The sequence below is a fragment of the Pseudomonas entomophila L48 genome (assembly GCF_000026105.1).
Taxonomy (GTDB): domain Bacteria; phylum Pseudomonadota; class Gammaproteobacteria; order Pseudomonadales; family Pseudomonadaceae; genus Aquipseudomonas; species Aquipseudomonas entomophila.
Genome location: NC_008027.1, coordinates 1486638 through 1508692 on the forward strand (window position 1 = coordinate 1486638; position 22055 = coordinate 1508692).

Sequence of the window (22055 nt, forward strand, 5' to 3'; positions counted from 1 at the left end):
CCGGAACTGTCACCCATGGCCCCGCGCATTCCCACACCCACCTCAGGGTTTCCCTCATGGCCGAACCGCCCCCGCATTAGTATCATTTCGCCCTCACGGACCACCCGGGGCCTCAACGTCCCCCGCCTAGGAAGGCCCTTTCACGATGTCTGCCGCACCCGCCGATGCCGCGCTCACCACGCGCGAAATCCAGGTCGCCATTGCCCCCCTCGACACCCTCCTCAGCGAAGACCTCGGCGCCGCCGCCGCTTCCGTCGACCACTGGCTGCGGGAAATCAGCTACGGCCTGGTCGACCTGCAACTGCTGCGCCAGGCCGCCGAAAGCGTGCCGGTGATGGCCAACGCCCTGTCCTGCATGGACGCGCTGATCGACATCCTCGAACTGGTCGAAAGCCCTTCCCCCGACCCGCTGGTGTGGGTCAGCCTGGGCATCAACCTGATCGGCATCGTCCCCTATCCACCCGGCCTGTCCCGCGCCCGCACGGTGCTGCGCCCGGTGCTGCAGCTGACCCGCCAGACCTTGCGCCGCCGCCCCGGCGCGCACATCGGCGCGGTGATCCTGGAAATCATCGACGGCCACCTGCACGCCAATATCCGCGGCGCCCTGGAGCACTACGTGCGAGAGGCCCTGGCCCAGCTGCCGGCCATGCTCAGCGCTGCCGCCGACACTGCGCGCCTGTTGTTCACCTCCTTGGCCAAGACCATCGACGCCGCCGCCCGTGGCAAGCTGGATGCCGCCAGCAGCCACCGCCTGGCCCGCGCGCAGATGGCCCAGGTGGCGCTGTACGATTCGGCCCTGGAAACCGACGCCTGGCGCCTGGCCCTGTCGGCCCTGGCCAACGCCACCGAGGGCAGCCTCAAGGACGGTTACAACAGCGTCGCCCGCCACTTCAGCGGCGAGCTGGACACCCTGCTCGGGCCGCTGGTGCGCACCCTCGAGGACCTGGCCAAAGTCGTGCCCCGCCGCCTGGAAGCGCTGGGCAGCGCCGGTATGGAAAACAGCATCGCCTGGCTGCTGACCCGCTTGCTCGACACCGTGTTGGCCAACCCACGCCGCCCGGGTATGGCCGTCGCCATTCGCCCCGGCGTCACCCACCAGGCCCGGCATATCCACCCCGAAGGGCCGACCGAAGTGGTACGCAGCCAAGTTCGCGCCAACAAGCAGCCCAAGCCTACGAAGAACGGACCCTGTGCCTGCACCGGGTTCAGCATTGGTCATGTGCTCGGTGACGAGACGCTGGCCCATCAGGATTTCAGTCTGTCCGGGCCGTTCCCGGTCAACTGGACGCGGGTGTACAACTCGCGACTGGCGGCGCTCGATCAAGGTTCGCTCGGCGCCCGCTGGATCACCGAATTCACCACCTGCCTCGATGTCGTGGACAAGGGCGTGGTGTTCCACGACAGCGACGGCCGCAGCCACGATTACCCACTGCCCAAGGTCGGCAAGCCGCACTACGATCCGATCGAGTACCTCAGCCTGGTGCGCACCGCCGAGCAGCAACTGGTGTTGCTGCGTGGCCTGGACCGCCGTGAAACCTATGCCCGCCAGGGTGACCGCTTCTACCTGACGCATATCCAGCTGCGCAGCGGCGCCGGGGCAATGCTGCACTACGAGCACAGCCACAACGGTCGCCCGGTGCTGTCGGACATCAACACCTATTCCGACAACGACTCCGAAAAAGTCCACCTGCAACTGGGCACCCTGCTCGACGACCAGGGGCATATCCAGGGCCTGTGGCAAGTGGTCGACGGCACGCCGCTGCGCCAGCTGTGCGGCTACCACTACGACACCCACGGCGACCTGATCGCCGCCCAGGACGAACACGGCGCCGCCTGGCAGTACCAGTACCGCCAGCACCTGATCACCCGCTACACCGACCGCACCGGGCGCGGCATCAACCTCGAGTGGGACGGCAGCGGCCCGCAGGCCAAGGCCATCCACGAATGGGCCGACGACGGCAGCTTCGAGACCCGCCTGGCCTGGGACCCGAACATCCGCCTGACCTATGTCACCGACGCCCACGGCCAGGAAACCTGGCACTACTACGACGCCCTGGGCTACACCTACCGCCTGATCCACCCGGACGGCCGTGAGGAATGGCTGTTCCGCGATAAGCGCAAGAACGTCATCCGCCACGTCCACCCCGACGGCAGCCAGGACCGCTACACCTACGATGAACGCAGCAACCTGCTGCAGCACATCCGCGCCGACCACAGCACGGTGCACTACGCCTACGACGATCATGACCAACCGATCAAGCTGCGCGATGCCGAAGGTGGCTTGTGGCTACGGGACTATGACGAACGCGGCAACCTGGTCGAGAGCGTCGATCCGCTGGGCCACAAGACCGAGTTCGCTTACACACCGGCCGGGCTGGTCAAGGCGATCAAGGATGCACTGGGCAACGAGAAGACACTCGCCTACAACGCTGCCGGGCAGTTGCTCGAATACACCGACTGCTCGGGCAAGACCAGCCAATGGGCGTACAACGCCTTCGGCCAGCTGACCGAATTCGCCGATGCCGCCGGCAACAAGACCGCCTACGAATACCAGGCCGGGCAACTGGCCAAGGTCACCCACCCGGACAAGACCGAGGAGCGTTTCAACTACGACGCCGAAGGGCGTCTGCTGGCGCATGTCGATGCGCTTGATCGCTGTACCACCTGGACCTACAACGCGGTCGGCCTGCTGAGCGAACGCGTCGACGCCAACGAGCACACCCTGCGCTACCGCTGGGACAAGCTCGGCCGCTTGATCGGGCTGGAAAACGAGAACACCAGCAAGGCCACCTTCATCTACGACCCGGTCGGTCGGCTGCTGCAAGAAACTGGCTTCGATGGCCTGGTCACGCGCTACCAGTACGACCCGTACAGCGGCCGCCTCGCCTCGACCCAAGTCGGCCAGCGCCGGATCGAGCTGACCTTCGACCCGATGGGCCGATTGAGTGAGCGCACGGCCCGCCTGGGCAACCAGAGCCAAAGCGAAAGCTTCGCCTACGACGGCAACGGCCAGTTGATCCAGGCGGTCAACGCCGCCAGCAAGCTGCAATGGTTCCACGATGAAGCCGGCAACCTGACCCGCGAGCATCAGCACTACTTGGCCACGGGCACGCCAATGGTCGCGGTGTGGCAGCACGAATACGACGCGCTCAACCAGCGCACCGCGACGATTCGCCCGGACGGCCACAAGGTCAGCTGGCTGACCTACGGCAGCGGCCACCTGCTCGGCATGACCCTCGACCAGCACGAGATGCTGGCCTACGAGCGGGATGACCTGCACCGCGAAGTGGTGCGGCATCAGGGCAACAAGCTGATGCAGACCCAGGCCTGGGACCCGGCTGGGCGCTTGCAGGAACAGCTGCTGGGCAACCACGACGGCCAGTCCACGCTGCTCAAGCGTCAGTACCGTTATGACGCGGCCGGGCAACTGACCAACATCCATGACAGCCGTCGTGGCCCGTTGGAGTACCAGTACGACCCCGTCGGCCGCCTGCTCAAGGCCACCAGCCGCCTGGGCGTGGAAACCTTCGCCTTCGACCCGGCCGGTAACCTGCTGGACCAGAAAACCCAGGAGCTGAACCGCCCGCTGGAAGCCGACCCACGGCGCAACAAGCTGATGGACAACCTGCTGCGTGAGTACGCCGGAACCCACTACAAATACGACGAGCGCGGCAACCTGGTGCACCGCCTACACAACGGCGCCCATGCCCATTTCACCTGGGACCTGTTCGACCGGCTGGCCAGCTACAACGACGACCAGCTCAAGGTCGACTACAGCTACGACGCCTTGGGCCGGCGTTTGCACAAGCATTCGGTGGCGCATTTCTGGGATCGCCCGGAAGCGGGGACCGGCTGGAACCAGTTGCAACGAGCGAAGCGCCAACGTGAACTCGGCTGTGGCTTCACCCTGTTTGGTTGGGATGGCGACACCCTGGCATGGGAAAGCTCACCGCCACGCGACGAAGGCGACACCGGTCGTACCGTGCATTACCTGTACGAACCGGGCAGCTTCGTGCCGGTCGCCCAGGCCCTGCGCAACAGCCCGATCCGCCTGCACAAGCAACCGGATTGGAGCCAGCGTGAGTACGACTTCGATCAGGATCCGCTGTGGCACACCGAGGTGAAACCACAGGCGTTCGAGGCGATCGCCTGGTACCACTGCGATCACCTCGGTACGCCGATGGAGCTGACCGATGAACAGGGCAATGTCGCTTGGGCGGGGCAGTACAAGGCGTGGGGCGAAGTCCGTGAGGAGCGCTCGGCGTGGGCGAAACAGCAGGGCCTGGGCAACCCGATTCGCTTCCAGGGTCAATACCACGATCAGGAAACTGGGCTGCACTACAACCGCTATCGATACTATGACCCCCATCTCGGCCGTTTCGTAAATCAAGACATCATTCAGTATTCAGGAGGTATTAACCTTTATGTTTACTCACCTAACCCAATAGGATGGTGCGACCCGCTAGGCTTAGCCAAACGTAACGAGCACAAAGTTACGGGCAACACAGCTGGAGGGGATGTGATGAATCGAGGCGTTCATGTAAACATCCAAGGCCCTGGCCTCCCCAAAAAAGGACATATCGGGTTGACTCCCGATGCGTCCGGTGAGCGTATTGAGTTTGTACCGGTTGACCCAGCTACTCGCAACATGAAGCCTGGCGAATGGAAAAAAGCATGCGAGTGCATTGTTGAGTATCTTGAAGAGCCCAGCAACGTCAAGAAAATGGCATCCGCTGCCCAAGCTGGAATCGATGCCAACCCGAAATCCAATAGAGTGGAAGAACTTGCTAAGACCAGGGATATCTTGAATAAGCATCATGCTTCGAAAACGAATCCTGCACGATGAGGCGAATCATGGAACTATTTGAACTTGTCGATGTTTTTTTGCGCGATGGCTGCGTAGAAAAACCCGAATTTCTTGGCATTTCCGACTTCTCCCCGGAAACACTGGAGAATGCCGGATATTACTTGACTGGCGAGACCTGTGATTTTCACTCCTATGAAAATTACATAGATATATTTCATAAAAAAAATCCACTCTGGATACTCCACAAGCAATATTTCAACAAAAAACTCCCCATTGGCAATGCATTCGAAATAGGGCCTCGCGCCAGGCTGACAACACTCATAAAGAACCTGCCAGCATCAAGATCGCTAAAGTTCTTCTTTGATGAAACTCGAAAAGAAGGAGCAATGATGATAGATGATTATTACGTTATCAGGTTTAACGAGACTTGCTCGCGAGGCGCTTATCTTATCGAGACACTAGAAAGCTCTCTTGATAAATCTGGAGAGTATGAGCGCTTGGCAATTCGGATGGTGGTCAGCACACTAACTGAAAGTGATATGTACTCCCCCTTAAATAGAAAAGACGCCCCGAAGCCCTATAGAAAGCTGAAAATTGCACTTTGCAAACGATCCCAAGTCACACCAGAATCTGAGCATCAAGAAATTAGATGAACGAAGGAAATGCTAAATTAAAACCAAGCATTTCCAGGTTGCTTTACGGGAAGCACCGAGCAAAAATTTGGCAATTTCCGACCGAACTCTCATTCCTAGCAAGCTCAAGACTGACTACCGTTGCGACGTCTTGGGCGGCACCTACACATTCGGCGACGTAGTTCTGAGACGGCATCCGAACACAGCCTCAGCAGGCTAAATAACAGTGCAATCGGGGCGGCACCCGCCGCCCCACGATGTATGCATTGCATAATCGACCCAGCCCGTCTGGCCGCAAGGCACCCAGAACGAACCGATCCAGCCTCAGTGCCTCATACCCAGCTCTGCATCATCCATCAGCGCCTTGGCCAGCGCGCTCAGGTAATACGACGCCCAGAGCAGTTGCGGCTTTTCTTCCATGATCCCGGCAATGGTCAGGTCGCGCACGCAGCCCATCAGTTCCGAGGCTTGTTCGCGGGCGTGCTGGCAGGGGATACCGGGTTCGATGCAGAACAGCGGGGCGGTCTGGCCTTCGCCCTGGTAGAACTTGGTTTTGCCGGCAGTTGTGTTGGGGATGGTGTCGTCTGTGGTCATTGTTCAATCTCCCTGAAGTTGTTGGTGGCAGGGCGGGCCCTTTCGCCGGCAAGCCGGCTCCTACAGGTGAACGCAGCCCCCGGTAGGAGCCGGCTTGCCGGCGAACAGGGCCGGGCGCCACCTAATGCAGCGTCTGCGGAGCCTTGGGCATCTGCACCTGGATCAACGCCGATTCGAGCAGCACGCGCAGCGATTCGACTTCGTGGATCGACGCCATCATCAGGATTGTGGCCGGTGACCTGGGCTGGGCATGCACGGCCTGATGGGCCACGGTCAATGCGCACAGGGCGTATTCGCTGGCCTGGAGGAGGGTGTCTTCAAGGGAGTGAGGATGGGGTGGGTCGGGGACGATCTTTAACATGACGACCTCTTGCTGATGAGTGGGACCACCACCGTCTGCTGTCAAACAAGAGGGTGGCAGCTGTACATGGGTTGACAGACCGGTCAGCAAGAGCAAAACCCCGGCGCACACGAAGTGCCCCACATACAGCCGCCATATAAAGCAAAGCCGTTGAAGTTGCTCTTGGAAGTCGGCCTGTCAAAGCCGGTCGCTGATTCAAGCGACCCGCCGAGACTAGAGCCGTGCCAGAACGACCGCAACGGAAAAAGGGCGGCGGGAGTATGTTTGGGAAATGGACTACAAGGAAGGGGTTAAATCTGATTTCAGGGCTTGGAATGCACTCATCATCGATGAGTGCTATATCCCTGTGGATTCTGCTTTACCCAACAGTGGCATCGTTCGACCCATGGCTCTGGCATGATTCAGCACGCAGCCTGTAGGAGCGGCCTCGTGCCGCGAAAGGGCCGCAAAGCGGCCCCGGCGATCTTTGTTCGACACTGAAGTCCTGGGGCCGCTACGCAGCCCTTTCGCGGCACGAGGCCGCTCCTACAGGGGGAACGCTTAAGGTGTGGGGTTTGCCCGCGAAGCAGTCACACCGTTGCCGGTGTTCGCGGGCAAGCTCGCTCTCACAGGGCTTGTTGTTTTACGGATACACTGCCGGGCATGAACCTCGACACCCGCATCAAGTACCGCCACCTGCTGTGCTTCCTGGAGATTGCCCGGCAGGGCAGCCTGGCCAGGGCCGCCGACGTGCTCGCCATCAGCCAGCCGGCAATCTCCAAGACCCTCAAGGACCTGGAAGACCTGCTCGAGACACGCCTGTTCGAGCGCTCACGCAACGGCGTCACGCTGACCCCGGCCGGCACCCGTTTCATGCGCTACGCCGGCCCCAGCGTGCAGGCCCTGCGCGAGGGCGTGGGCAGCGTGCGTGGCGAGGCGCGCACGCCGTCGCAGGTGCGCATCGGCGTGCTGTCCACCGTCGAGGGGTTGTTGATGCCGGAGGTGCTCTGCCGCCTGCACCAGCGCCACGAGGCGCTGGTGATCAGCGTGGTGACCGGGGTAAGCGCGCAACTGCTCGGCCAGTTGCACTTGGGCGAGCTGGAGCTGGTGGTCGGGCGCATGACCGATAGCCCGCAGATCCAGGGCCTGTCGTTCGAGCACCTGTACAGCGAATCGATGGCCCTGGTGGTGCGCCCGGGCCATCCGCTGCTGGCCAGCACACCGGTGGAACGGACCCAGGTGGGGCGTTATCCGCTGGTGCTGCCGCCCCAGGGCACCACCATTCGCCAGCACGCCGACAGCCTGTTCGTACAGTGCGGCATCCCGATGCCGGCGCAGCGCCTGGAAACCCTGTCGCTGGCCCTGAGCCGTCGCTACCTGCTGGGCAGCGACGCGCTTTGGGTGGCGCCGCGCGACGCGGTGCTGCTCGACCTGCGGCGCAACGAACTGGCCGAACTCGACCTGGGCGTGCGCGAGCCGGGCGGCTCGGTGGGTATCTGCCGCAATGCCGCCTTGCCGCAGAGCCTGCCGGCACAGTGGATGTGCGAGGTGCTACGCGAGGTGGCGGGGCAGTACCGCGATGGCGACTATCCCTGAAGGATGAAATGCGCAACTTGTCATCGTTTGTGCGATTGCCTGTCGTTTCAACGCTGGAACTTCTCCGGCATTTGCCGCTCTCATGCCGGTAGCCATTGGTCGTGGCCGCCTGATAAGCTCGCGGCTTTACCCTGATTGCCCCTATGGCGCATGAACAAGGAACTAGCATGAAACAGCATCGTTTGGCGGCTGCGGTTGCCCTGGTAGGCCTGGTCCTGGCCGGTTGCGACGCCCAGACCAGCAGCGTCGAGCTGAAGACTCCGGCGCAGAAAGCCTCCTACGGTATCGGCCTGAACATGGGCAAGAGCCTGGCCCAGGAAGGCATGGACGACCTGGATTCCAAAGCCGTTGCCCAAGGTATCGAAGACGCTGTCGGCAAGAAAGAACAGCGCCTGAAGGACGAAGAGCTGGTTGAAGCCTTCAGCGCCCTGCAGAAGCGCGCCGAAGAGCGCTTGGCCAAGGCCAGCGAGGAAGCGGCCGCCAGCGGCAAGAAATTCCTCGAGGAAAACGCCAAGAAACCAGGCGTGGTCACCACCGCTTCCGGCCTGCAGTACGAAGTGGTCAAGAAGGCCGACGGCCCGCAGCCCAAGCCCACCGACGTGGTCACTGTCCACTACGAAGGCAAGCTGATCGACGGCAAGGTGTTCGACAGCTCCGTCGAGCGCGGCAGCCCGATCGATCTGCCGGTCAGCGGCGTGATCCCAGGCTGGGTCGAAGGCCTGCAACTGATGCACGTCGGCGAGAAGTACAAGCTGTACATCCCGGCTGAACTGGCCTACGGCGCCCAGAGCCCGAGCCCGCTGATCCCGGCCAACTCGGTCCTGGTATTCGACCTGGAACTGCTGGGCATCAAGGACCTGAGCAAGGCTGAAGTCGAAGAAGCGCCAGCCAAGTAAACCCAGGCTTGCTTCCCCAGGCGCCCCGTTTCGACGGGGCGTCGTCGTTTTCAGGGGCGCTTGACGCGAACGGATGGCCTGCGCCACTGTCGCAAACTATGCTGGCGCGCGAATACGGGTGTGGCTGTCGCAAAACGTTTGCGTCTTTGAAACGACTGTGTAAAAAACGCCCGATTCGTGCCCGGCCCTTGCCTGACGGGCACCTTGTGCCGTGAAGGCGGCCCTGTTCACAAGGTTATCCACAATTTTTGTGGATAACCTTCCTGGCTCCTCTGGAGGTTTCATGAGCGCACCCTGGAATTTTGCCCGTTTCCTGCCCTTGGCCGAGCGCCTGCTCAGCCGCGGGCGCTTGCCGGCGCTGCTGTTCGCCGTGGCCCGCAAGGGCCCCAAGCTGGGGCAACTGCGTGAGGATGTGCGGCTGATGCAGGCGCTGTGCCTGGCCTGGTGGCGTGGCGAGTACCGTGCGGTGAGCCCCAAGGCGCTGGTCACCATCGTCGCCGGGCTGTTGTACTTCGTCAGCCCGCTGGACGCGATCCCGGACTGGTTGCTCGGTGTCGGTCTGCTCGACGACATCGCCGTGCTGGGCTGGGTGCTCAAGACCGTCGCCGACGAGCTGGGCCGCTTCAAAGCTTGGCGCGACAGCCAGGCCCCGGAGAAACTGCGGGTGGTCGAACGCCTGCCGGACACCCCTGAAGCCCTGCGCCTGGAGCGACCTGGCAACTGAGTTCACCGGATCCCCGAGGTTGGTAATATAATTGGCATAAGCGTTATGCCTACGGATTACATGCCGTGATCCAACGTCAAGGGGGTTGTTATGGGTATTCAGGTCATCAGCCGGGACGGTCAGCCCGAGTACGCCGTCGTGCCCTGGGAGCAATACCAGGCGCTGCTCGTGGCCGCAGGCCAGGCACCTGCCAACGCATCAAGCACCACCGACAACGTCGAAAGCACACCTCAGAGCGCCAGCTTGTCTTCTTTGGACCAGCTGGCGTCGTTGCGCCAGGCGAAGGGCCTTGCGCCTGAACAACTGGCGCGCACGGTTGGCATCAGCCCGGCTTATCTGGCCATGATCGAGGCCGGCGAGCGTCGCCCGGATGCAGCGATCCTGCGCAGCCTGGCCTGGCACCTGGGCGTGGCGGGCTGGAGCGAACCGTCATGAGCCAGGTCAGGATCAGCCGTCAGCAATGGGAGAACCTGTTGACCGAGCTCGACCTGGCCCGTCGCCAACGCCACCTGCTCACTTACCGGGCGCTGCTCGAGCGCTTGCAGCTACCCAGCCCGGCCATGCAGACCCTGACCGCCGCCCTGGAGTATCTCGCCGTGCTCGATGCCCGTGCCGAGCAACCCTTGCGCAGCTCGCTGGTGATCAGCCAGGGCGCCAGCCGCCTGCCGCGTACCGGGTTCTTCGAGTGCGTCGAGCGGCTAGGGCGGTTCTCGGGGCCGGTGGACGGCATGGAGGCGGCGTCCTGGCATGCCTCGGAAGTGGTGCGGGTGTTCGAGTACCGCTATCCGGAAGCTGAGCGGGCCTGATGTTCATACCAACACACCGCTGTAGGAGCGGCTTCAGCCGCGATGCAGGCAACGCGGTACCTGGCACCCGCTTCGCGGGTGATCGCGGCTGAAGCCGCTCCTACAGTGTGGTATCAATCAGGCTCAGGCTCGGCCCGCGGGTATCCTTGGCCTGGCGCTTGGCCTGGGAGGCCAGCTCCGCCAACTGCCCGGCATCCAGTTCAAGGCTGCTCCCGGCCGCCAGCCACACCACCCCGATCGAGAGCGACAGCAAGGCGAATGTTTCGCGTTGGCCCTGGCGGTTGTGCGAGGTGAAGCACTCAGCCTCCAGGTGCTCGCTCCGGTAGAAGCGCCGACATTGCCGGGCAAAGGCTTCCAGCAGCAGTTGCAGGCGCGCATGCCAGTCACTGGAACCCAGCACCAGCATGAAATCGTCCCCGCCGATATGCCCGACGAAGTCGCGGCTCGGGTCCACGCAATCGTTGAGGCACTGGGCCAGGCACAGCAGTACTTCATCGCCCCGGGCGTAACCGTAGATGTCGTTGAACGGCTTGAAACTGTCGATATCGACGTAGCACACCGCCGCCTCGCGCCGCTGTTCCAGCAGACGGGCCAGGCACTGCTGGATCGGCACGTTGCCCGGCAGCAGGGTCAACGGGTTGGCATGCCGGGCCTGCTGGAGCTTCTGCTCGGTGATCAGCTTGAGCACGTCGATCACCCGTCCCAGCCCCAGGTAACGGCCGCTCTGGGTAATGATGAAGTCTTCCTCGATACGCTGGCGGGCACGGCTGGTGAGCAGGCGGCTGACCTGTTGCAGCGATTGGCCGCGCTCGACGGCCAGGTAGTCCTGGCTCATCAACCGGCTGATCGGCTTGCGCGCGAACAGGTCGGTACCGAAGGGCATTAGCAGGGCATCGGCCAGCGAATGGCGATGCACGATGCCGCAGGGTTTGCCGCGCTCGTCCAGCACCGCCAGGGAGTTCAGGTTGGCCTGGCGGCGAAACGCTTCAAGCACGTGCTGCGTAGCGGTGTCGAGGGTCACCGCCGGCTGCTCGATCAGCAGGGCGCTGAGGTCGCGGCTGTCGTCGCCCAGGGCCACGCCGGTACCCGGCGCCTGGGGCAGCAGGGTGAGGGTGTCGCGTGGTGGAAACTCCTGGGGACGGCCAAGCAGGTAACCCTGCACCAGGTCGACGCCCATCTCGCCGAGTACCGCCAGTTCTTCTTTGAGCTCGATACCTTCGGCGATCACCTGGGCACGGGAAGCGCGGGCAATCTGCAGGATCGAGCCGACGAATTCGCGCTTGAGCGGGTCCAGGTGAATACCGTCGATGAAGTGGCGGTCGATCTTCACGTAGTCGGGGCGCAGTTCCGACCACAGGCGCAGGCTCGAGTAGCCCGCCCCGAGGTCGTCCAGGGCAATCGAGAAGCCCATGTCGCGGTAGTGGTGCAGGGCGTTGTACAGCAACTGGAAGTCTTCGGTGGGGGTCTGTTCGGTCAGTTCGATGACCACGCGGCTGGGCGGCAGGCCGACCTGTTCGAGCATCTTCAGGGTGCGCCCGGACGGGTGGTGGGGTTCGAGCAGCGATTCTGGCGAGATGTTGAGGAACAGCTTGCCTTCCAGGCCCTGCTCGCTGAAGCGGCGGCAGGCGCTTTCCCGGCACAGTACTTCCAGCTCGCTCAGGCGCCCGGCCTGGCGGGCGATGGCGAACAGGTTCAGGGGTGAATGCAGCGGGCTGTTGGACGGGCCGCGGCTGAGGGCCTCGTAACCGAGGATGCGGCGTTCGGACAGGCAGACGATGGGCTGGAACAGGCTATGGACGCTGCGTTGAGCCAGGATGGCGCTCAATGCGCTGAGCTGTTCGGTGACGGTCATGGACTGCTTCCTGAATGAAAAAAGGCCGGACGCTTGCACGTCCGGCCCTTCTATTTCACGACAGCCCGATGACTGTTTGATGACAGGTCACATTATTCTGCCATCACTTCAGTGCTTGGCTACCGAAGTGCTCAGGCTCAGGTAGTCGAGCAGGATGCGGCCAGTCTCGGACAGGTAGGCGTCGTCCTCAGGCTTGGTGTCTTCCGGCTCGGCCGGCAGCGCATCCTCGTCTTCCTTCTTCAGCTCTTTGAGCGGCTCTTCGCCCTTGGCTTTGCGACGAATGTTCTCAAGGGCCAGTTGCTTGGCCTCGATCTCGTCGTGGCGGGCGCGGCGCTCCTGCTCGTTGAGGCTGACGGTCTTCTCGTTCATCAGCTTCTGCGTCAGCGCCAGGCGGTCGCGGATGTAGACGAACTCGGCGTCCTTGTCGCTGCGTGCGTCATGCTGCGCCTTGAGCTGGGCCAGGAACGGCTTGAACGGATCGGAGGCCGGCTTGACCACCGGGCGGATGGTGTCCCAGGGCATGGCTTCAGGCAGCGCGCTTTCGCCGATTTCCTTCGTGTCGATGATCGACGGATAGGCGATGTCCGGCAGCACGCCCTGGTGTTGGGTGCTCTGCCCGGAAACCCGGTAGAACTTGGCCAGGGTGAGCTTGAGTTCGCCGTGGTTGAGCGGCTGGATGGTTTGCACGGTGCCCTTGCCGAAGGTCTGGCCACCGATGATCAGCGCGCGGTGGTAGTCCTGCATGGCACCGGCGAAGATCTCCGAGGCGGACGCCGAGAGGCGGTTGACCAGCAGCGCCAGCGGGCCTTTGTAGAAGGCGCCAGGGTTCTCGTCTTCGAGCACGTCGACCCGGCCGTCGGCATTGCGCACCAGCACGGTCGGGCCTTTCTCGATGAACAGGCTGGTCAGTTCGGTGGCCTCCTGCAGCGAGCCGCCACCGTTGTTGCGCAGGTCGATGACCACGCCGTCGACTTTTTCCTTCTGCAGTTCGGTCAGCAGCTTCTTCACGTCGCGGGTGGTGCTCTTGTAGTCCGGGTCACCCGCGCGGTAGGCCTTGAAGTCCAGGTAGAAGGCCGGGATCTCGATGATCCCCAGCTTGTAGTCGCGGCCGTCCTGCTTGAGCTTGAGCACCGACTTCTTCGCCGCCTGCTCCTCGAGCTTCACGGCTTCGCGGGTGATCGCGACGATCTTGCTGGTCTGGTCGTTCGGCGCGTTGCTGGCCGGGATGACTTCCAGGCGCACTACCGAGCCTTTCGGGCCGCGGATCAGCTTGACCACTTCGTCCAGGCGCCAGCCGACCACGTCGACCATTTCCTTGTTGCCCTGGGCGACGCCGATGATCTTGTCGGCGGGGGCGACCTGCTTGGTTTTCGCCGCCGGGCCGGCCGGCACCAGGCGCACGATCTTGACCTGGTCGTTGTCGCTCTGCAGCACCGCGCCGATGCCTTCGAGCGACAGGCTCATGTTGATGTCGAAGTTCTCGGCGTTGTCCGGCGACAGGTAGTTGGTGTGCGGGTCGTAGGACTGGGCGAAGGTGTTGATGTAGGCCTGGAAGATGTCTTCGGCACGGGTCTGGTCCAGGCGCGCCAGCTGGTTCTTGTAGCGCTTGACCAGGGTTTCCTGGACTTGCTTGAGCTCTTTGCCGGAGATCTTCTGGCGCAGCACCTCGTCCTTGACGCGTTTGCGCCACAGGTCGTCGAGCTCGGCCTGGTTCTTCATCCACGGGGCGTCCTTGCGGTCGACCAGCAGGTCTTCCTTCACCGTGAAGTCAATCTTGTCGACGCCTTTGTTCAGTTCGCCAAGTGCGAAGTCCAGGCGCTGCTTCACGCGGTCCAGGTAGCGCTTGTAGATGGTGAAGCCGGGTTCGAGGTTGCCGCTCTTGAGGAAGTCGTCGAACTGGGTCTTCCACTTGTCGAATTCGGCGATGTCCGCCGCAGTGAAGTAGCTGCGCGAGGGGTCGAGCAGCTTGATGTAGCTGTCATAGATGATGACCGAACGGGCGTCGTCCAGCGGCGGCTTGCTGTAGTGGTGACGCTTGAGCAGCTCGACGATGTTGAGGCTGGCGACGACCTCGTCGCGGTCCGGCTGCAGGCGGTCCCACTTGTTGGCGGCGGCCGCATTGCCACCGAGCGTGAGGCTGCCGAGCCCGATCACGAGGGCGAGGGCGGTGCTGGGGAGGAAATGCTTCATGCTGATTCGACGTGGAGGCAATTGATCACGCATAGTAGGCCGTCTTTTCCGTTCGCCGGTTCCATGAAACCGGACGCATACTGCAAAAAGCCTGGGACGTGCATACCCAGGCTCAGTCATATGATTCAACTATGGAGGCACTGTGAAGGCATTGCAAGGCGTTGACGGACATGTGGCCTGGGTCGAGGCCGATCGTCCGGCCTGTGACGCGGGGCAGGTGCGTATTCGCGTGGCCGCCGCGGGGCTGAACCGCGCCGACCTGTTGCAGATGAAGGGGCTGTATCCGCCACCGCCAGGCGCCAGCCCCTACATGGGCCTGGAATGCGCCGGCGTGGTCGAGGAAGTCGGTGCCGGCGCCGACTGGCGCGTGGGCGACCGGGTGTGTGCGCTGCTGGCCAGCGGGGCCATGGCCGAGGAAGTGGTGGTCGATGCCCGCCATGTACTGCCGGTGCCCGAGGGCCTGAGCCTGCACGAAGCGGCGGCGCTGCCCGAGGTGTACGCCACGGCCTGGTTGAACATCTTCCAGCTCGGCGGCCTGAAGGCCGGCGAGAAGGTGCTGGTGCATGCCGGCGCCAGTGGCGTGGGCTCGGCGGCGATCCAGTTGTGCAAGGCCTTTGGCAGCCCGGTATGGGTCAGCGTGGGTTCGCCGGAGCGCCTGGCCTATTGCCAGGGCCTGGGCGCGGCGGGTGGCGTGGTGCGCAACGCCAACCTCGACGAGCTGGAGCAGCTTGGGCCGTTCGATGTGATCCTCGACCCGGTAGGCGCCGGTTACGGGCAGTTGAACCTCAAGGTGCTGGCCCGCGATGGGCGTTGGGTGATCATTGGTTTGATGAGCGGTCGCAAGTTCGAGCTGGACCTGGCGCAGGTGCTGGGCAAGCGCCTGGAGATCACCGGGTCGACCCTGCGCAACCGCGACGATGGGTTCAAGGCCGAGTTGCTGCGCGAGTTGCAGCAGCAGGTGTGGCCGTTGTTCAGCGAAGGGCGGTTGTCGCCGCAATTGGTCGATACCTACCCGGTTGAATTCGCCCAGGCGGCGTATGCCGAGCTTGAGAGCAACCAGGTGTCGGGCAAGCTGGTCATGGTGATCGATCCGAGCCTGGGTTGAGCCCGTTCGCCGGCAAGCCGGCTCCTACAGGTTCGGTGTAGGAGCCGGCTTGCCGGCGAACAGCGGTATCACGACCAGCTTAAAATCGGCCAGCCATTGATCTGGGCATGTTCGCGCAATACCGAGTCCGGATTCACCACATGCGGGTGATCGACCTTCAGCAACAACGGCAAGTCATTCCTTGAATCGGAATAGAAACTCGCCCCCTCCAGATTCTCCTGCTCCTGGTCCAGCCACTCCAGCAACCGGGTGATCTTGCCTTCACGGTAGGTCAACACGCCGTGGGTCTTGCCGGTAAACACCCCGTTCACCGCCTCCAACTCGATCGCCAGGTACTCGTCCACGCCCAGGCGTGCCGCGATCGGCCCCACCAGGTGCGTGCCGCTCGCCGAGATGATCAGGATCCGGTCGCCACGCTTGCGGTGCTCGGCGATGCAGCGACAGGCGTCGCCATAGATGATCGGCTCGATCACATCCTCCACCCACGGCTCGACCAGGTGCTCGACCTCTTCCAGGGTGCGCCCCGCGATGGGCTCCAGGCTGAAGGCCATGTAGTCCTCCATGGCCAGGTGGCCCTTGCCGTAGGCCTCCATCAGCTCATGGTCGCGCTTGAGGAACGCCTTGCCGTCGACCCAGCCCAGCCGGGCCATCTGCTCGCTCCACAGCGACGCGCAGTCGCCATGGATGAGGGTTTCGTCCAGATCGAAAATTGCCAGTGCCATGCGTTGTATCTCCTTAGGCCACTTCTCGTAGCGCCGTGGGGTCGATCGACAAGGATACCCGCTGGCCGTCGGCGTGCAGGTCGGCCGCCGAACGGTTGAGCACGTCCACCACCAGCTCTACGTCGCGTACCTTGACCCGATAGCGGATGACATTGCCCAGCAGGCTGTGGCTGCGTACCTCGCCGTCCAGTTCGCCGTTCAGGCCGAGGGTGATGGACTCCGGGCGAATGGCCAGGCGGCTGGCCACCGGGCGTTGCAGCAAGCGGCTGGCGCTGTCGGCGTCGAGCAGGTTGTAGTTGCCGATGAAGCCCGCGGCGAACAGGTCGACGGGGGCGGTGTACAGGGTCTCGGCGTCGCCGCTCTGGACGATGCGCCCCTGGTTCATCAGGACGATGCGGTCCGACATGGTCAGCGCTTCTTCCTGGTCGTGGGTGACGAAGATGGTGGTCAGCCCCAGCTCGCGCTGGATCGCGCGGATCTGCTCGCGCAGGTGCTTGCGGATGCGCGCATCCAGTGCCGACAGCGGCTCGTCGAGCAGCAGCAGGCGCGGACGGGTGACCAGTGAACGGGCCAGGGCTACGCGCTGGCACTGGCCACCGGACAGTTGATGCGGGTAGCGGCCGGCAAAGTTGCCCAGTTCCACCAGGTCGAGCACTTCGCGCACCCGGGCCTGGCTCTCGTCGGCCTTGACCTTCTGCATGCGCAGGCCGAAGGCGACGTTCTGTTCCACGGTCATGTTGGGGAACAGCGCGTAGCTCTGGAACACCATGCCGATCCCGCGCTTCTGCGGGCTGAGCGGGACGATGTCCTGGCCATCGAGCAGGATCCGCCCTTGGTCCACCGGTGTCAGCCCGGCGATGCAGCGCAGCAGGGTGGACTTGCCGCAGCCGGAGGGGCCGAGCAGGGTGACGAACTCGCCGCGCTCGATCTGGCAGTCGATGTTCTCGAACACCGGGCTGCCGGCGTAGCTCTTTTGCAGTTTCTGTACGCTGACGAAGCTCATGTCAGGTCTTGTCCTTGTTCAAGCGGTTGGCGACCCAGGTCAGCACCAGCACGAAGGCGAAGTAGGAGATCACCAGGGCGCTGTTGAAGTGGCCGCTGCTGTTGCGCATGTTGTTCAGGTACACCTGCAGGGTTTCGTAGCGGGTGCCCACCAGCAGGTTGGCGAACACGAACTCGCCGAACAGGAACGAGAACGACAGCAGCAGCGCCACCATCAGGCCCTTGCGCAAGTTGGGCAGTACCACCAGGAAGGCGGCCTGCCAGGTGCTGGCGCCCAGCAGTTGGGCGGCATCCATCAGGTCGCGCAGGTTGATGGCCTGCAGGTTGTTGGTGATGGCCCGGTACATGAACGGCAGGGCGATGGTGAAGTAGCAGCCGATCAGGATCCACGGCGTGCCGACCATGGCCATCGGCCCGCTGCCGTACAGCTGCAGCAGGCCCACCGAAGACACCACCGGCGGCACCGCGAACGGCAGCAGGATCAGCACGTTCATCAGCGCGTCGAGTTTCGGGAAGTGGTAATGCACCACGAACAGCAGCGGCAGGATCAGCACCACCGACAGCACCAGCGCGCCTACGCACACCAGCAGTGATTGGCCGAAGGCGGCAAGGAAGCGCGGTTCGCTCCACAGCGCGATGTACCACTTGAAGGTCAGGCCGCTGGGTAGCAGGGTCGCCGACCAGCTGGTGGCCAGCGAGTAGAGCAGGGTGCCGGCCAGCGGCAGCAGCAGGATCAGGAACAGCAGGTACACCACCACCCGGTGGTAGAGCCCGCCGCTATTGTTTTCAGCGCGCATGGTAGCTCCTCTTGAGCAGCCATTGATGGACCACCGTGACCACGGTCATCAGCCCCACCAGTACCATCGCCAGGGCGCTGGCCAGGTTCGGGTCGAGGCTGATGTCGCCGGCCACCAGCCCGGCGATGCGGATCGGCAGCACGTTGAAGTTGCCGGTGGTCAGGGCATAGACGGTGGCGTAGGCGCCCAGGGCGTTGGCCAGCAGGATGACGAAGGTGCCCAGCAGTGCCGGGGTGAGTACCGGCAAACCAATGTGCCGCCAGAACTGCCAGTGGCTGGCGCCCAGCAGCGCGGCAGATTCGCGCCAGTCTTCGCGCAGGGCGTCAAAGGCGGGGTAGAGCAGCAGTACGCCCAGGGGGATCTGGAAGTAGGTGTAGACCAGGATCAGGCCGGTCTTGGAGTAGATGCTGAAGTCACCGAGCAGGCCCATCTGCTTGAGCAACAGCGTCAGTGCGCCGTTGAAACCCAGCAGGATGATGAAGGCGAATGCCAGGGGCACGCCGGCGAAGTTGCTGGTCATGTTGGCGAAGGCACTGACGAAGTCGCGCAGCTTCGAGTCGACCCGGCGCAACGAATAGGCGCCCAGCGTGGCGATGACAATGCCGAACAGGCTCGACCAGAAGCTGATCTCCAGGCTGCGCTGCAGCGCCTGCAGGTAGAACTTCGAGGCGAAGATCTTGCTGAAGTTGGCCAGGCCCCAGCCGCTTTCGCTCTGCAGGCTGTTGAGGGCGACCCAGGCCAGCGGCGCGACCTGGAAAATGATGAAGAAAACGGCGAACGGCAGCAGGCAGAGCAGGGCCAGGTAGCGGCCGCGGTGGCTTGCATTCACTTGAGCAGCTCCCGGCAGACCGGTTTGTCGTGGGGCGCGCCGAGCAGCTCGCAGATCGTGCCGCACAGCTCGGTCTGCAACGGCTTGGCCGCGGGATCCAGGCTGAATGCCTCGCCGAACACGAACAGCGGCACTTCGCGCTCCTCGGCCAGCAGGCCGTTGTGCGAGCGGTCGTTGTTCATGCCGTGGTCGGCGGTGACCAGCACCTGGTAGCCCTCTTCCAGCCAGCGCGGCAGGTAGTCGGCCAGCAGGATGTCGGCGCTGCGCGCGGCATTGCGGTACTGGCTGCTGTCCAGGCCGTGGCGGTGGCCGGCGTCGTCGATGTTCATCGGGTGCACCAGCAGGAAGTTCGGGGCGTGGCGGCGGCGCAGGTACTCGGCGTCGGCCAGCAGGTGCGAATCGGGGTAGTGGTCGGCGTAGTAGAACAGGCCGTGTTGGATCGGCAGTTTAGGTGCGTGGGTGTGGCGGTCGCGCAGCGGGTCGAACGGCGAGCGGTTGTACAGCTCGCTCATCCAATGGTAGGCCGCCGCCGCAGTGCCCAGGCCCGCCTCGCGGGCGTAGTGGAACACGCTGCGCTGGTTGGACAGGCGGTTGACGTTGTTGTGCACGATGCCGCTGTCGATGGGCGGCACGCCGGTGAGGATGCATTCATACAGCGGCCGCGACAGCGACGGCAGTTCGCATTCGACGCGGTACAGCGCGGCGCGGTCGGCCTCGACATAGGCGTGCAGGTGGCCCATGGCGTGGTGCGCGACCTGGTGGTTGAGGCCGTCGAGCAGGACCAGGATGACGTTGTGGTTCATTCAAAACTCCGCAAAGGAACCGGGGAGGGCTGCGCCCTCCTTTCGCGACACAAGGCCGCTCCCACAGGAACAGCGAAAACCTCTGGGACGACGCCGGCCCTGTGGGAGCGGCCTTGCGTCGCGATGGGCTGCGCAGCAGCCCCAGGTTGTCCCAGCCTTATTCCATCTCGATGATCACTTGTTCCTGCCACTTCTGCGGCAGGGCCTTGGAGGTCGCTTCCCAGGCTTCGGCGTTCTTGATCGGCTGGGCGGCCTTGTACTGTTCGTTGGGCAGCAGCTTGGCCTGCACGTCCGCCGGCAGCTTCAGGTGCTCGGCGCGGATCGGCCGGGCGTGGCCGATGGCCAGGTTGGTCTGGCCGGCGTCGCTGAAGATGTACTCGCGGGCAAGCTTCGCCGCGTTCGGGTGCTTGGCGTACTTGTTGATGATGGTGGTGTAGCCGGAGGTGACCGAGCCATCCGACGGAATCAGCACTTCAAAGCGCTTCGGGTCGATCTGGTCGCGGTAGCTCAGGCCGTTGAAGTCCCACACCACGCCGACTTCCACCTCGCCCTTCTCGAGGGTCTGGATGGTCGGGTTGGCCAGCGACAGGCGCTTCTGCTGGGCCAGCTTGGTGAACAGTTGCAGGCCCGGCTCGATGTTTTTCTCGTCGCCCTTGTAGGCAATGGCGGCGGCAAGCACGCCATTGGCGGCCTGGGCTGCAGTGCCGACGTCACCAATGGCGACCTTGTACTTGCCCTTCTCCAGGTCGTGCCAGCTGGCGGGGCGCTCGCCTTCCTTGACCAGGTCCTTGTTGATGATGAAAGCGATGGTGCCGGTATAGGCCAGGGCCCAGTGGCCGTCCTTGTCCTTGGCCCACGCCGGGACTTGCTCCCAGGTGCTCGGTTTGTACGGCTGCGTCACGCCTTTGGTGGCGGCGATCGGGCCGAAGGCAGCGCCGACGTCGCCGATGTCGGCGCTGGCGTTGTCTTTTTCCGCGTCGAACTTGGCGATTTCCTGGGCCGAGCTCATGTCGGTGTCGCTGTGCTTGAGGCCGTATTTTTTCGCCAGGTCTTCCCAGGTGCCTTTCCAGTTGGCCCAGGCATCGGGCATGCCCACGCTGTTGACCGTGCCTTCCTTGCGGGCGGCGTCTTCAAGGGCCTTGAGGTCCTCGGCCATGGCCGTGGTGCAAAAAGCGATGGCCGAACCGAGCAGTGACGCCATGAACAACTTTTTCATCCGAAGCTCCTTTGGTGGGTGCCTTGCATTCGTTGTTATGAATGGACCTGCGCTTGCGAACCGTTGGTCTAGGTCAGCAAACCTTGAGCCAAGGTAGGCCTGTTGCGTGACAGTTTGATGTAAGGCGGGCGCCGCCAAGGGCGGCGACGGCCCTGGAAATACAGCGTAGACCACATCGCAAGGCCCGGATTACTGGGGCTTGGCCCGAATCTGGCAGGTGCGGTTGAAGGCTTTGTCACAGGATGTTCATCAGCTGTGCCTAGGCTTGCACTATTCTCCGAATGCCCTGTTATGGGGCTGGACTAGTCCAGATAGGTAACCTTTGATGCAAGCGACGCCACCGCGCGCGGTAACAGCCATCTGCCAGGCCCTGCAGGAGCAGATCGAACACGGCCTGCTGGCGCCGGGCGGCAAGCTGCCGGCCGAGCGCAAGCTCAGCGAGGTGTTCGACACCACGCGCATCACCCTGCGCGAGGCGCTGGTGCAGCTGGAGGCCCAGGGCCTGATCTACCGCGAGGAGCGGCGTGGCTGGTTCGTCGCCCCGGAGCGGCTGACCTATGACCTGATCCAGCGTAGCCACTTCCACGCAATGGTCCGTGACCAGGGGCGCGAACCGTGCACCGAGCTACTGTCGGCGCGGCTGCAGCCGGCGCCGGCGGCGATCTGCGCGCGCTTGCGCCTGCCGGCGCTGTCCAGCGTGGTGTGTATCTGCCGACTGCGGCGTATCGATGGGCGGGCGGTGCTGTATGCCGAGCACTACCTCAACCCGCGTTATTTTCCGGGGATTCTCGAACTGGACCTGGCGCGGTCGCTGACCGAGATCTATGCGCGCGAGTATGGGATTCAGTACGGGCAGGTGTGTTTCGAGATCCTGCCGACGGCATTGCCGGTGGCGGCGGCCGGTGCGCTGAAGATGTCGGCAGGGAGCCCGGGGTTGCATATCACCCGGGTCAACAGTGACCAGCATGGGCATCTGATCGACTGTGACCTGGAGTATTGGCGGCATGATGCGATCCGCATTCGCGCCGAGGCCGGTTAAGGCGGCCTTTTGTGTAGGAGCGGCTTCAGCCGCGATGCGGGCGACGCGGTTGCTGGCACCCGCCTTGCGGGTGATCGCGGCTGAAGCCGCTCCTATAGGGAGCTG

At 63.5% G+C, this 22055-nt stretch carries 19 protein-coding genes; 9 read left to right on the forward strand and 10 right to left on the reverse strand.

Going from position 1 to position 22055, the window contains the following annotated elements; translation table 11 throughout:
- Positions 1–145 precede the first annotated feature (145 nt).
- Together PSEEN_RS06595 and PSEEN_RS26580 are read left to right on the forward strand one after the other, a co-directional pair.
- Complete coding sequence (locus PSEEN_RS06595) at positions 146–4846, forward strand: RHS repeat-associated core domain-containing protein (RefSeq protein ID WP_011532708.1); 4701 nt, start codon at positions 146–148, stop codon at positions 4844–4846.
- A gap of 8 nt (positions 4847–4854) precedes the next feature.
- Entirely contained in the window at positions 4855–5460 is a 606-nt protein-coding gene (locus tag PSEEN_RS26580) for a hypothetical protein (RefSeq protein WP_011532709.1), read from the forward strand.
- A 303-nt stretch (positions 5461–5763) separates the two neighbouring features.
- On the opposite strand, the gene PSEEN_RS06600 is transcribed toward PSEEN_RS26580, so the two are convergent.
- Positions 5764–6033 carry a DUF3077 domain-containing protein gene (locus tag PSEEN_RS06600; RefSeq protein WP_011532710.1) on the reverse strand — a complete coding sequence of 90 codons (270 nt, stop codon included), beginning with the start codon at positions 6031–6033 and terminating at the stop codon, positions 5764–5766.
- A gap of 121 nt (positions 6034–6154) precedes the next feature.
- A complete protein-coding gene (locus tag PSEEN_RS06605; protein WP_011532711.1) occupies positions 6155–6394 on the reverse strand; it encodes a hypothetical protein in 240 nt (79 codons plus the stop codon).
- A gap of 642 nt (positions 6395–7036) precedes the next feature.
- On the opposite strand from PSEEN_RS06605, the gene pcaQ reads away from it, so the two are divergent.
- From pcaQ to PSEEN_RS06630, 5 genes are all read left to right on the forward strand, one after another.
- Positions 7037–7969 carry a pca operon transcription factor PcaQ gene (pcaQ, locus tag PSEEN_RS06610; RefSeq protein ID WP_011532712.1) on the forward strand — a complete coding sequence of 311 codons (933 nt, stop codon included), beginning with the start codon at positions 7037–7039 and terminating at the stop codon, positions 7967–7969.
- Positions 7970–8136: 167 nt separating this feature from the next.
- Positions 8137–8865: a BamJ family beta-barrel-assembly machinery protein gene (locus tag PSEEN_RS06615; RefSeq protein ID WP_011532713.1), complete on the forward strand. Its 729-nt coding sequence runs from the start codon at positions 8137–8139 to the stop codon at positions 8863–8865.
- Positions 8866–9148: 283 nt separating this feature from the next.
- Positions 9149–9589 carry a YkvA family protein gene (locus PSEEN_RS06620; protein ID WP_011532714.1) on the forward strand — a complete coding sequence of 147 codons (441 nt, stop codon included), beginning with the start codon at positions 9149–9151 and terminating at the stop codon, positions 9587–9589.
- A 90-nt stretch (positions 9590–9679) separates the two neighbouring features.
- Positions 9680–10024, forward strand: coding sequence for a helix-turn-helix domain-containing protein (locus PSEEN_RS06625; RefSeq protein WP_011532715.1), 345 nt, complete (start codon positions 9680–9682; stop codon positions 10022–10024).
- A complete protein-coding gene (locus PSEEN_RS06630; protein WP_011532716.1) occupies positions 10021–10395 on the forward strand; it encodes a hypothetical protein in 375 nt (124 codons plus the stop codon). Before PSEEN_RS06625 ends, PSEEN_RS06630 begins: the two co-directional genes overlap by 4 nt.
- Before the next feature lie 100 nt (positions 10396–10495).
- Here PSEEN_RS06630 and PSEEN_RS06635 read toward each other — a convergent pair whose 3' ends face one another.
- Both PSEEN_RS06635 and PSEEN_RS06640 read right to left on the reverse strand, forming a co-directional pair.
- Positions 10496–12247: a bifunctional diguanylate cyclase/phosphodiesterase gene (locus tag PSEEN_RS06635; protein WP_011532717.1), complete on the reverse strand. Its 1752-nt coding sequence runs from the start codon at positions 12245–12247 to the stop codon at positions 10496–10498.
- Between the two features lie 108 nt (positions 12248–12355).
- Positions 12356–14437: a carboxy terminal-processing peptidase gene (locus tag PSEEN_RS06640; protein WP_167535658.1), complete on the reverse strand. Its 2082-nt coding sequence runs from the start codon at positions 14435–14437 to the stop codon at positions 12356–12358.
- 142 nt (positions 14438–14579) lie between these two features.
- Between PSEEN_RS06640 and PSEEN_RS06645 the strand changes: the two genes are divergently transcribed.
- On the forward strand, positions 14580–15542 hold the full coding sequence (locus tag PSEEN_RS06645) for an NAD(P)H-quinone oxidoreductase (RefSeq protein WP_011532719.1): 963 nt from the start codon (positions 14580–14582) through the stop codon (positions 15540–15542).
- Positions 15543–15610: 68 nt separating this feature from the next.
- Here PSEEN_RS06645 and PSEEN_RS06650 read toward each other — a convergent pair whose 3' ends face one another.
- The 6 genes from PSEEN_RS06650 to PSEEN_RS06675 all read right to left on the reverse strand — a co-directional run bounded on the left by PSEEN_RS06650 (position 15611) and on the right by PSEEN_RS06675 (position 20911).
- Positions 15611–16264, reverse strand: coding sequence for an HAD family hydrolase (locus PSEEN_RS06650; RefSeq protein WP_011532720.1), 654 nt, complete (start codon positions 16262–16264; stop codon positions 15611–15613).
- Positions 16265–16277: 13 nt separating this feature from the next.
- Positions 16278–17267, reverse strand: a complete 990-nt coding sequence (locus tag PSEEN_RS06655) for an ABC transporter ATP-binding protein (RefSeq protein ID WP_011532721.1) — start codon at positions 17265–17267, stop codon at positions 16278–16280.
- Position 17268: 1 nt separating this feature from the next.
- Positions 17269–18063: an ABC transporter permease gene (locus PSEEN_RS06660; protein WP_011532722.1), complete on the reverse strand. Its 795-nt coding sequence runs from the start codon at positions 18061–18063 to the stop codon at positions 17269–17271.
- Positions 18053–18892: an ABC transporter permease gene (locus PSEEN_RS06665; RefSeq protein ID WP_011532723.1), complete on the reverse strand. Its 840-nt coding sequence runs from the start codon at positions 18890–18892 to the stop codon at positions 18053–18055. The genes PSEEN_RS06660 and PSEEN_RS06665 overlap by 11 nt, the downstream gene beginning before the upstream one ends.
- Positions 18889–19695, reverse strand: coding sequence for an alkaline phosphatase family protein (locus tag PSEEN_RS06670; RefSeq protein WP_011532724.1), 807 nt, complete (start codon positions 19693–19695; stop codon positions 18889–18891). The genes PSEEN_RS06665 and PSEEN_RS06670 overlap by 4 nt, the downstream gene beginning before the upstream one ends.
- A gap of 157 nt (positions 19696–19852) precedes the next feature.
- Entirely contained in the window at positions 19853–20911 is a 1059-nt protein-coding gene (locus PSEEN_RS06675) for an ABC transporter substrate-binding protein (RefSeq protein WP_011532725.1), read from the reverse strand.
- Between the two features lie 325 nt (positions 20912–21236).
- On the opposite strand from PSEEN_RS06675, the gene PSEEN_RS06680 reads away from it, so the two are divergent.
- Positions 21237–21950: a UTRA domain-containing protein gene (locus tag PSEEN_RS06680; protein ID WP_011532726.1), complete on the forward strand. Its 714-nt coding sequence runs from the start codon at positions 21237–21239 to the stop codon at positions 21948–21950.
- Positions 21951–22055: the final 105 nt, after the last annotated feature.

Excerpts from the sequence above, each read along its gene's own strand:
- PSEEN_RS06650 (WP_011532720.1), bottom strand. The coding sequence starts at position 16,264 with ATGGCACTGGCAATTTTCGATCTGGACGAAACCCTCATCCATGGCGAC.
- PSEEN_RS06595 (WP_011532708.1), top strand. The coding sequence starts at position 146 with ATGTCTGCCGCACCCGCCGATGCCGCGCTCACCACGCGCGAAATCCAG.
- PSEEN_RS06630 (WP_011532716.1), top strand. The coding sequence starts at position 10,021 with ATGAGCCAGGTCAGGATCAGCCGTCAGCAATGGGAGAACCTGTTGACC.
- PSEEN_RS06620 (WP_011532714.1), top strand. The coding sequence starts at position 9,149 with ATGAGCGCACCCTGGAATTTTGCCCGTTTCCTGCCCTTGGCCGAGCGC.
- PSEEN_RS06675 (WP_011532725.1), bottom strand. The coding sequence starts at position 20,911 with ATGAAAAAGTTGTTCATGGCGTCACTGCTCGGTTCGGCCATCGCTTTT.
- PSEEN_RS06670 (WP_011532724.1), bottom strand. The coding sequence starts at position 19,695 with ATGAACCACAACGTCATCCTGGTCCTGCTCGACGGCCTCAACCACCAG.
- PSEEN_RS06635 (WP_011532717.1), bottom strand. The coding sequence starts at position 12,247 with ATGACCGTCACCGAACAGCTCAGCGCATTGAGCGCCATCCTGGCTCAA.
- PSEEN_RS06625 (WP_011532715.1), top strand. The coding sequence starts at position 9,680 with ATGGGTATTCAGGTCATCAGCCGGGACGGTCAGCCCGAGTACGCCGTC.
- PSEEN_RS06655 (WP_011532721.1), bottom strand. The coding sequence starts at position 17,267 with ATGAGCTTCGTCAGCGTACAGAAACTGCAAAAGAGCTACGCCGGCAGC.
- PSEEN_RS26580 (WP_011532709.1), top strand. The coding sequence starts at position 4,855 with ATGGAACTATTTGAACTTGTCGATGTTTTTTTGCGCGATGGCTGCGTA.
- pcaQ (WP_011532712.1), top strand. The coding sequence starts at position 7,037 with ATGAACCTCGACACCCGCATCAAGTACCGCCACCTGCTGTGCTTCCTG.
- PSEEN_RS06640 (WP_167535658.1), bottom strand. The coding sequence starts at position 14,437 with ATGAAGCATTTCCTCCCCAGCACCGCCCTCGCCCTCGTGATCGGGCTC.
- PSEEN_RS06600 (WP_011532710.1), bottom strand. The coding sequence starts at position 6,033 with ATGACCACAGACGACACCATCCCCAACACAACTGCCGGCAAAACCAAG.
- PSEEN_RS06615 (WP_011532713.1), top strand. The coding sequence starts at position 8,137 with ATGAAACAGCATCGTTTGGCGGCTGCGGTTGCCCTGGTAGGCCTGGTC.
- PSEEN_RS06660 (WP_011532722.1), bottom strand. The coding sequence starts at position 18,063 with ATGCGCGCTGAAAACAATAGCGGCGGGCTCTACCACCGGGTGGTGGTG.
- PSEEN_RS06680 (WP_011532726.1), top strand. The coding sequence starts at position 21,237 with ATGCAAGCGACGCCACCGCGCGCGGTAACAGCCATCTGCCAGGCCCTG.
- PSEEN_RS06605 (WP_011532711.1), bottom strand. The coding sequence starts at position 6,394 with ATGTTAAAGATCGTCCCCGACCCACCCCATCCTCACTCCCTTGAAGAC.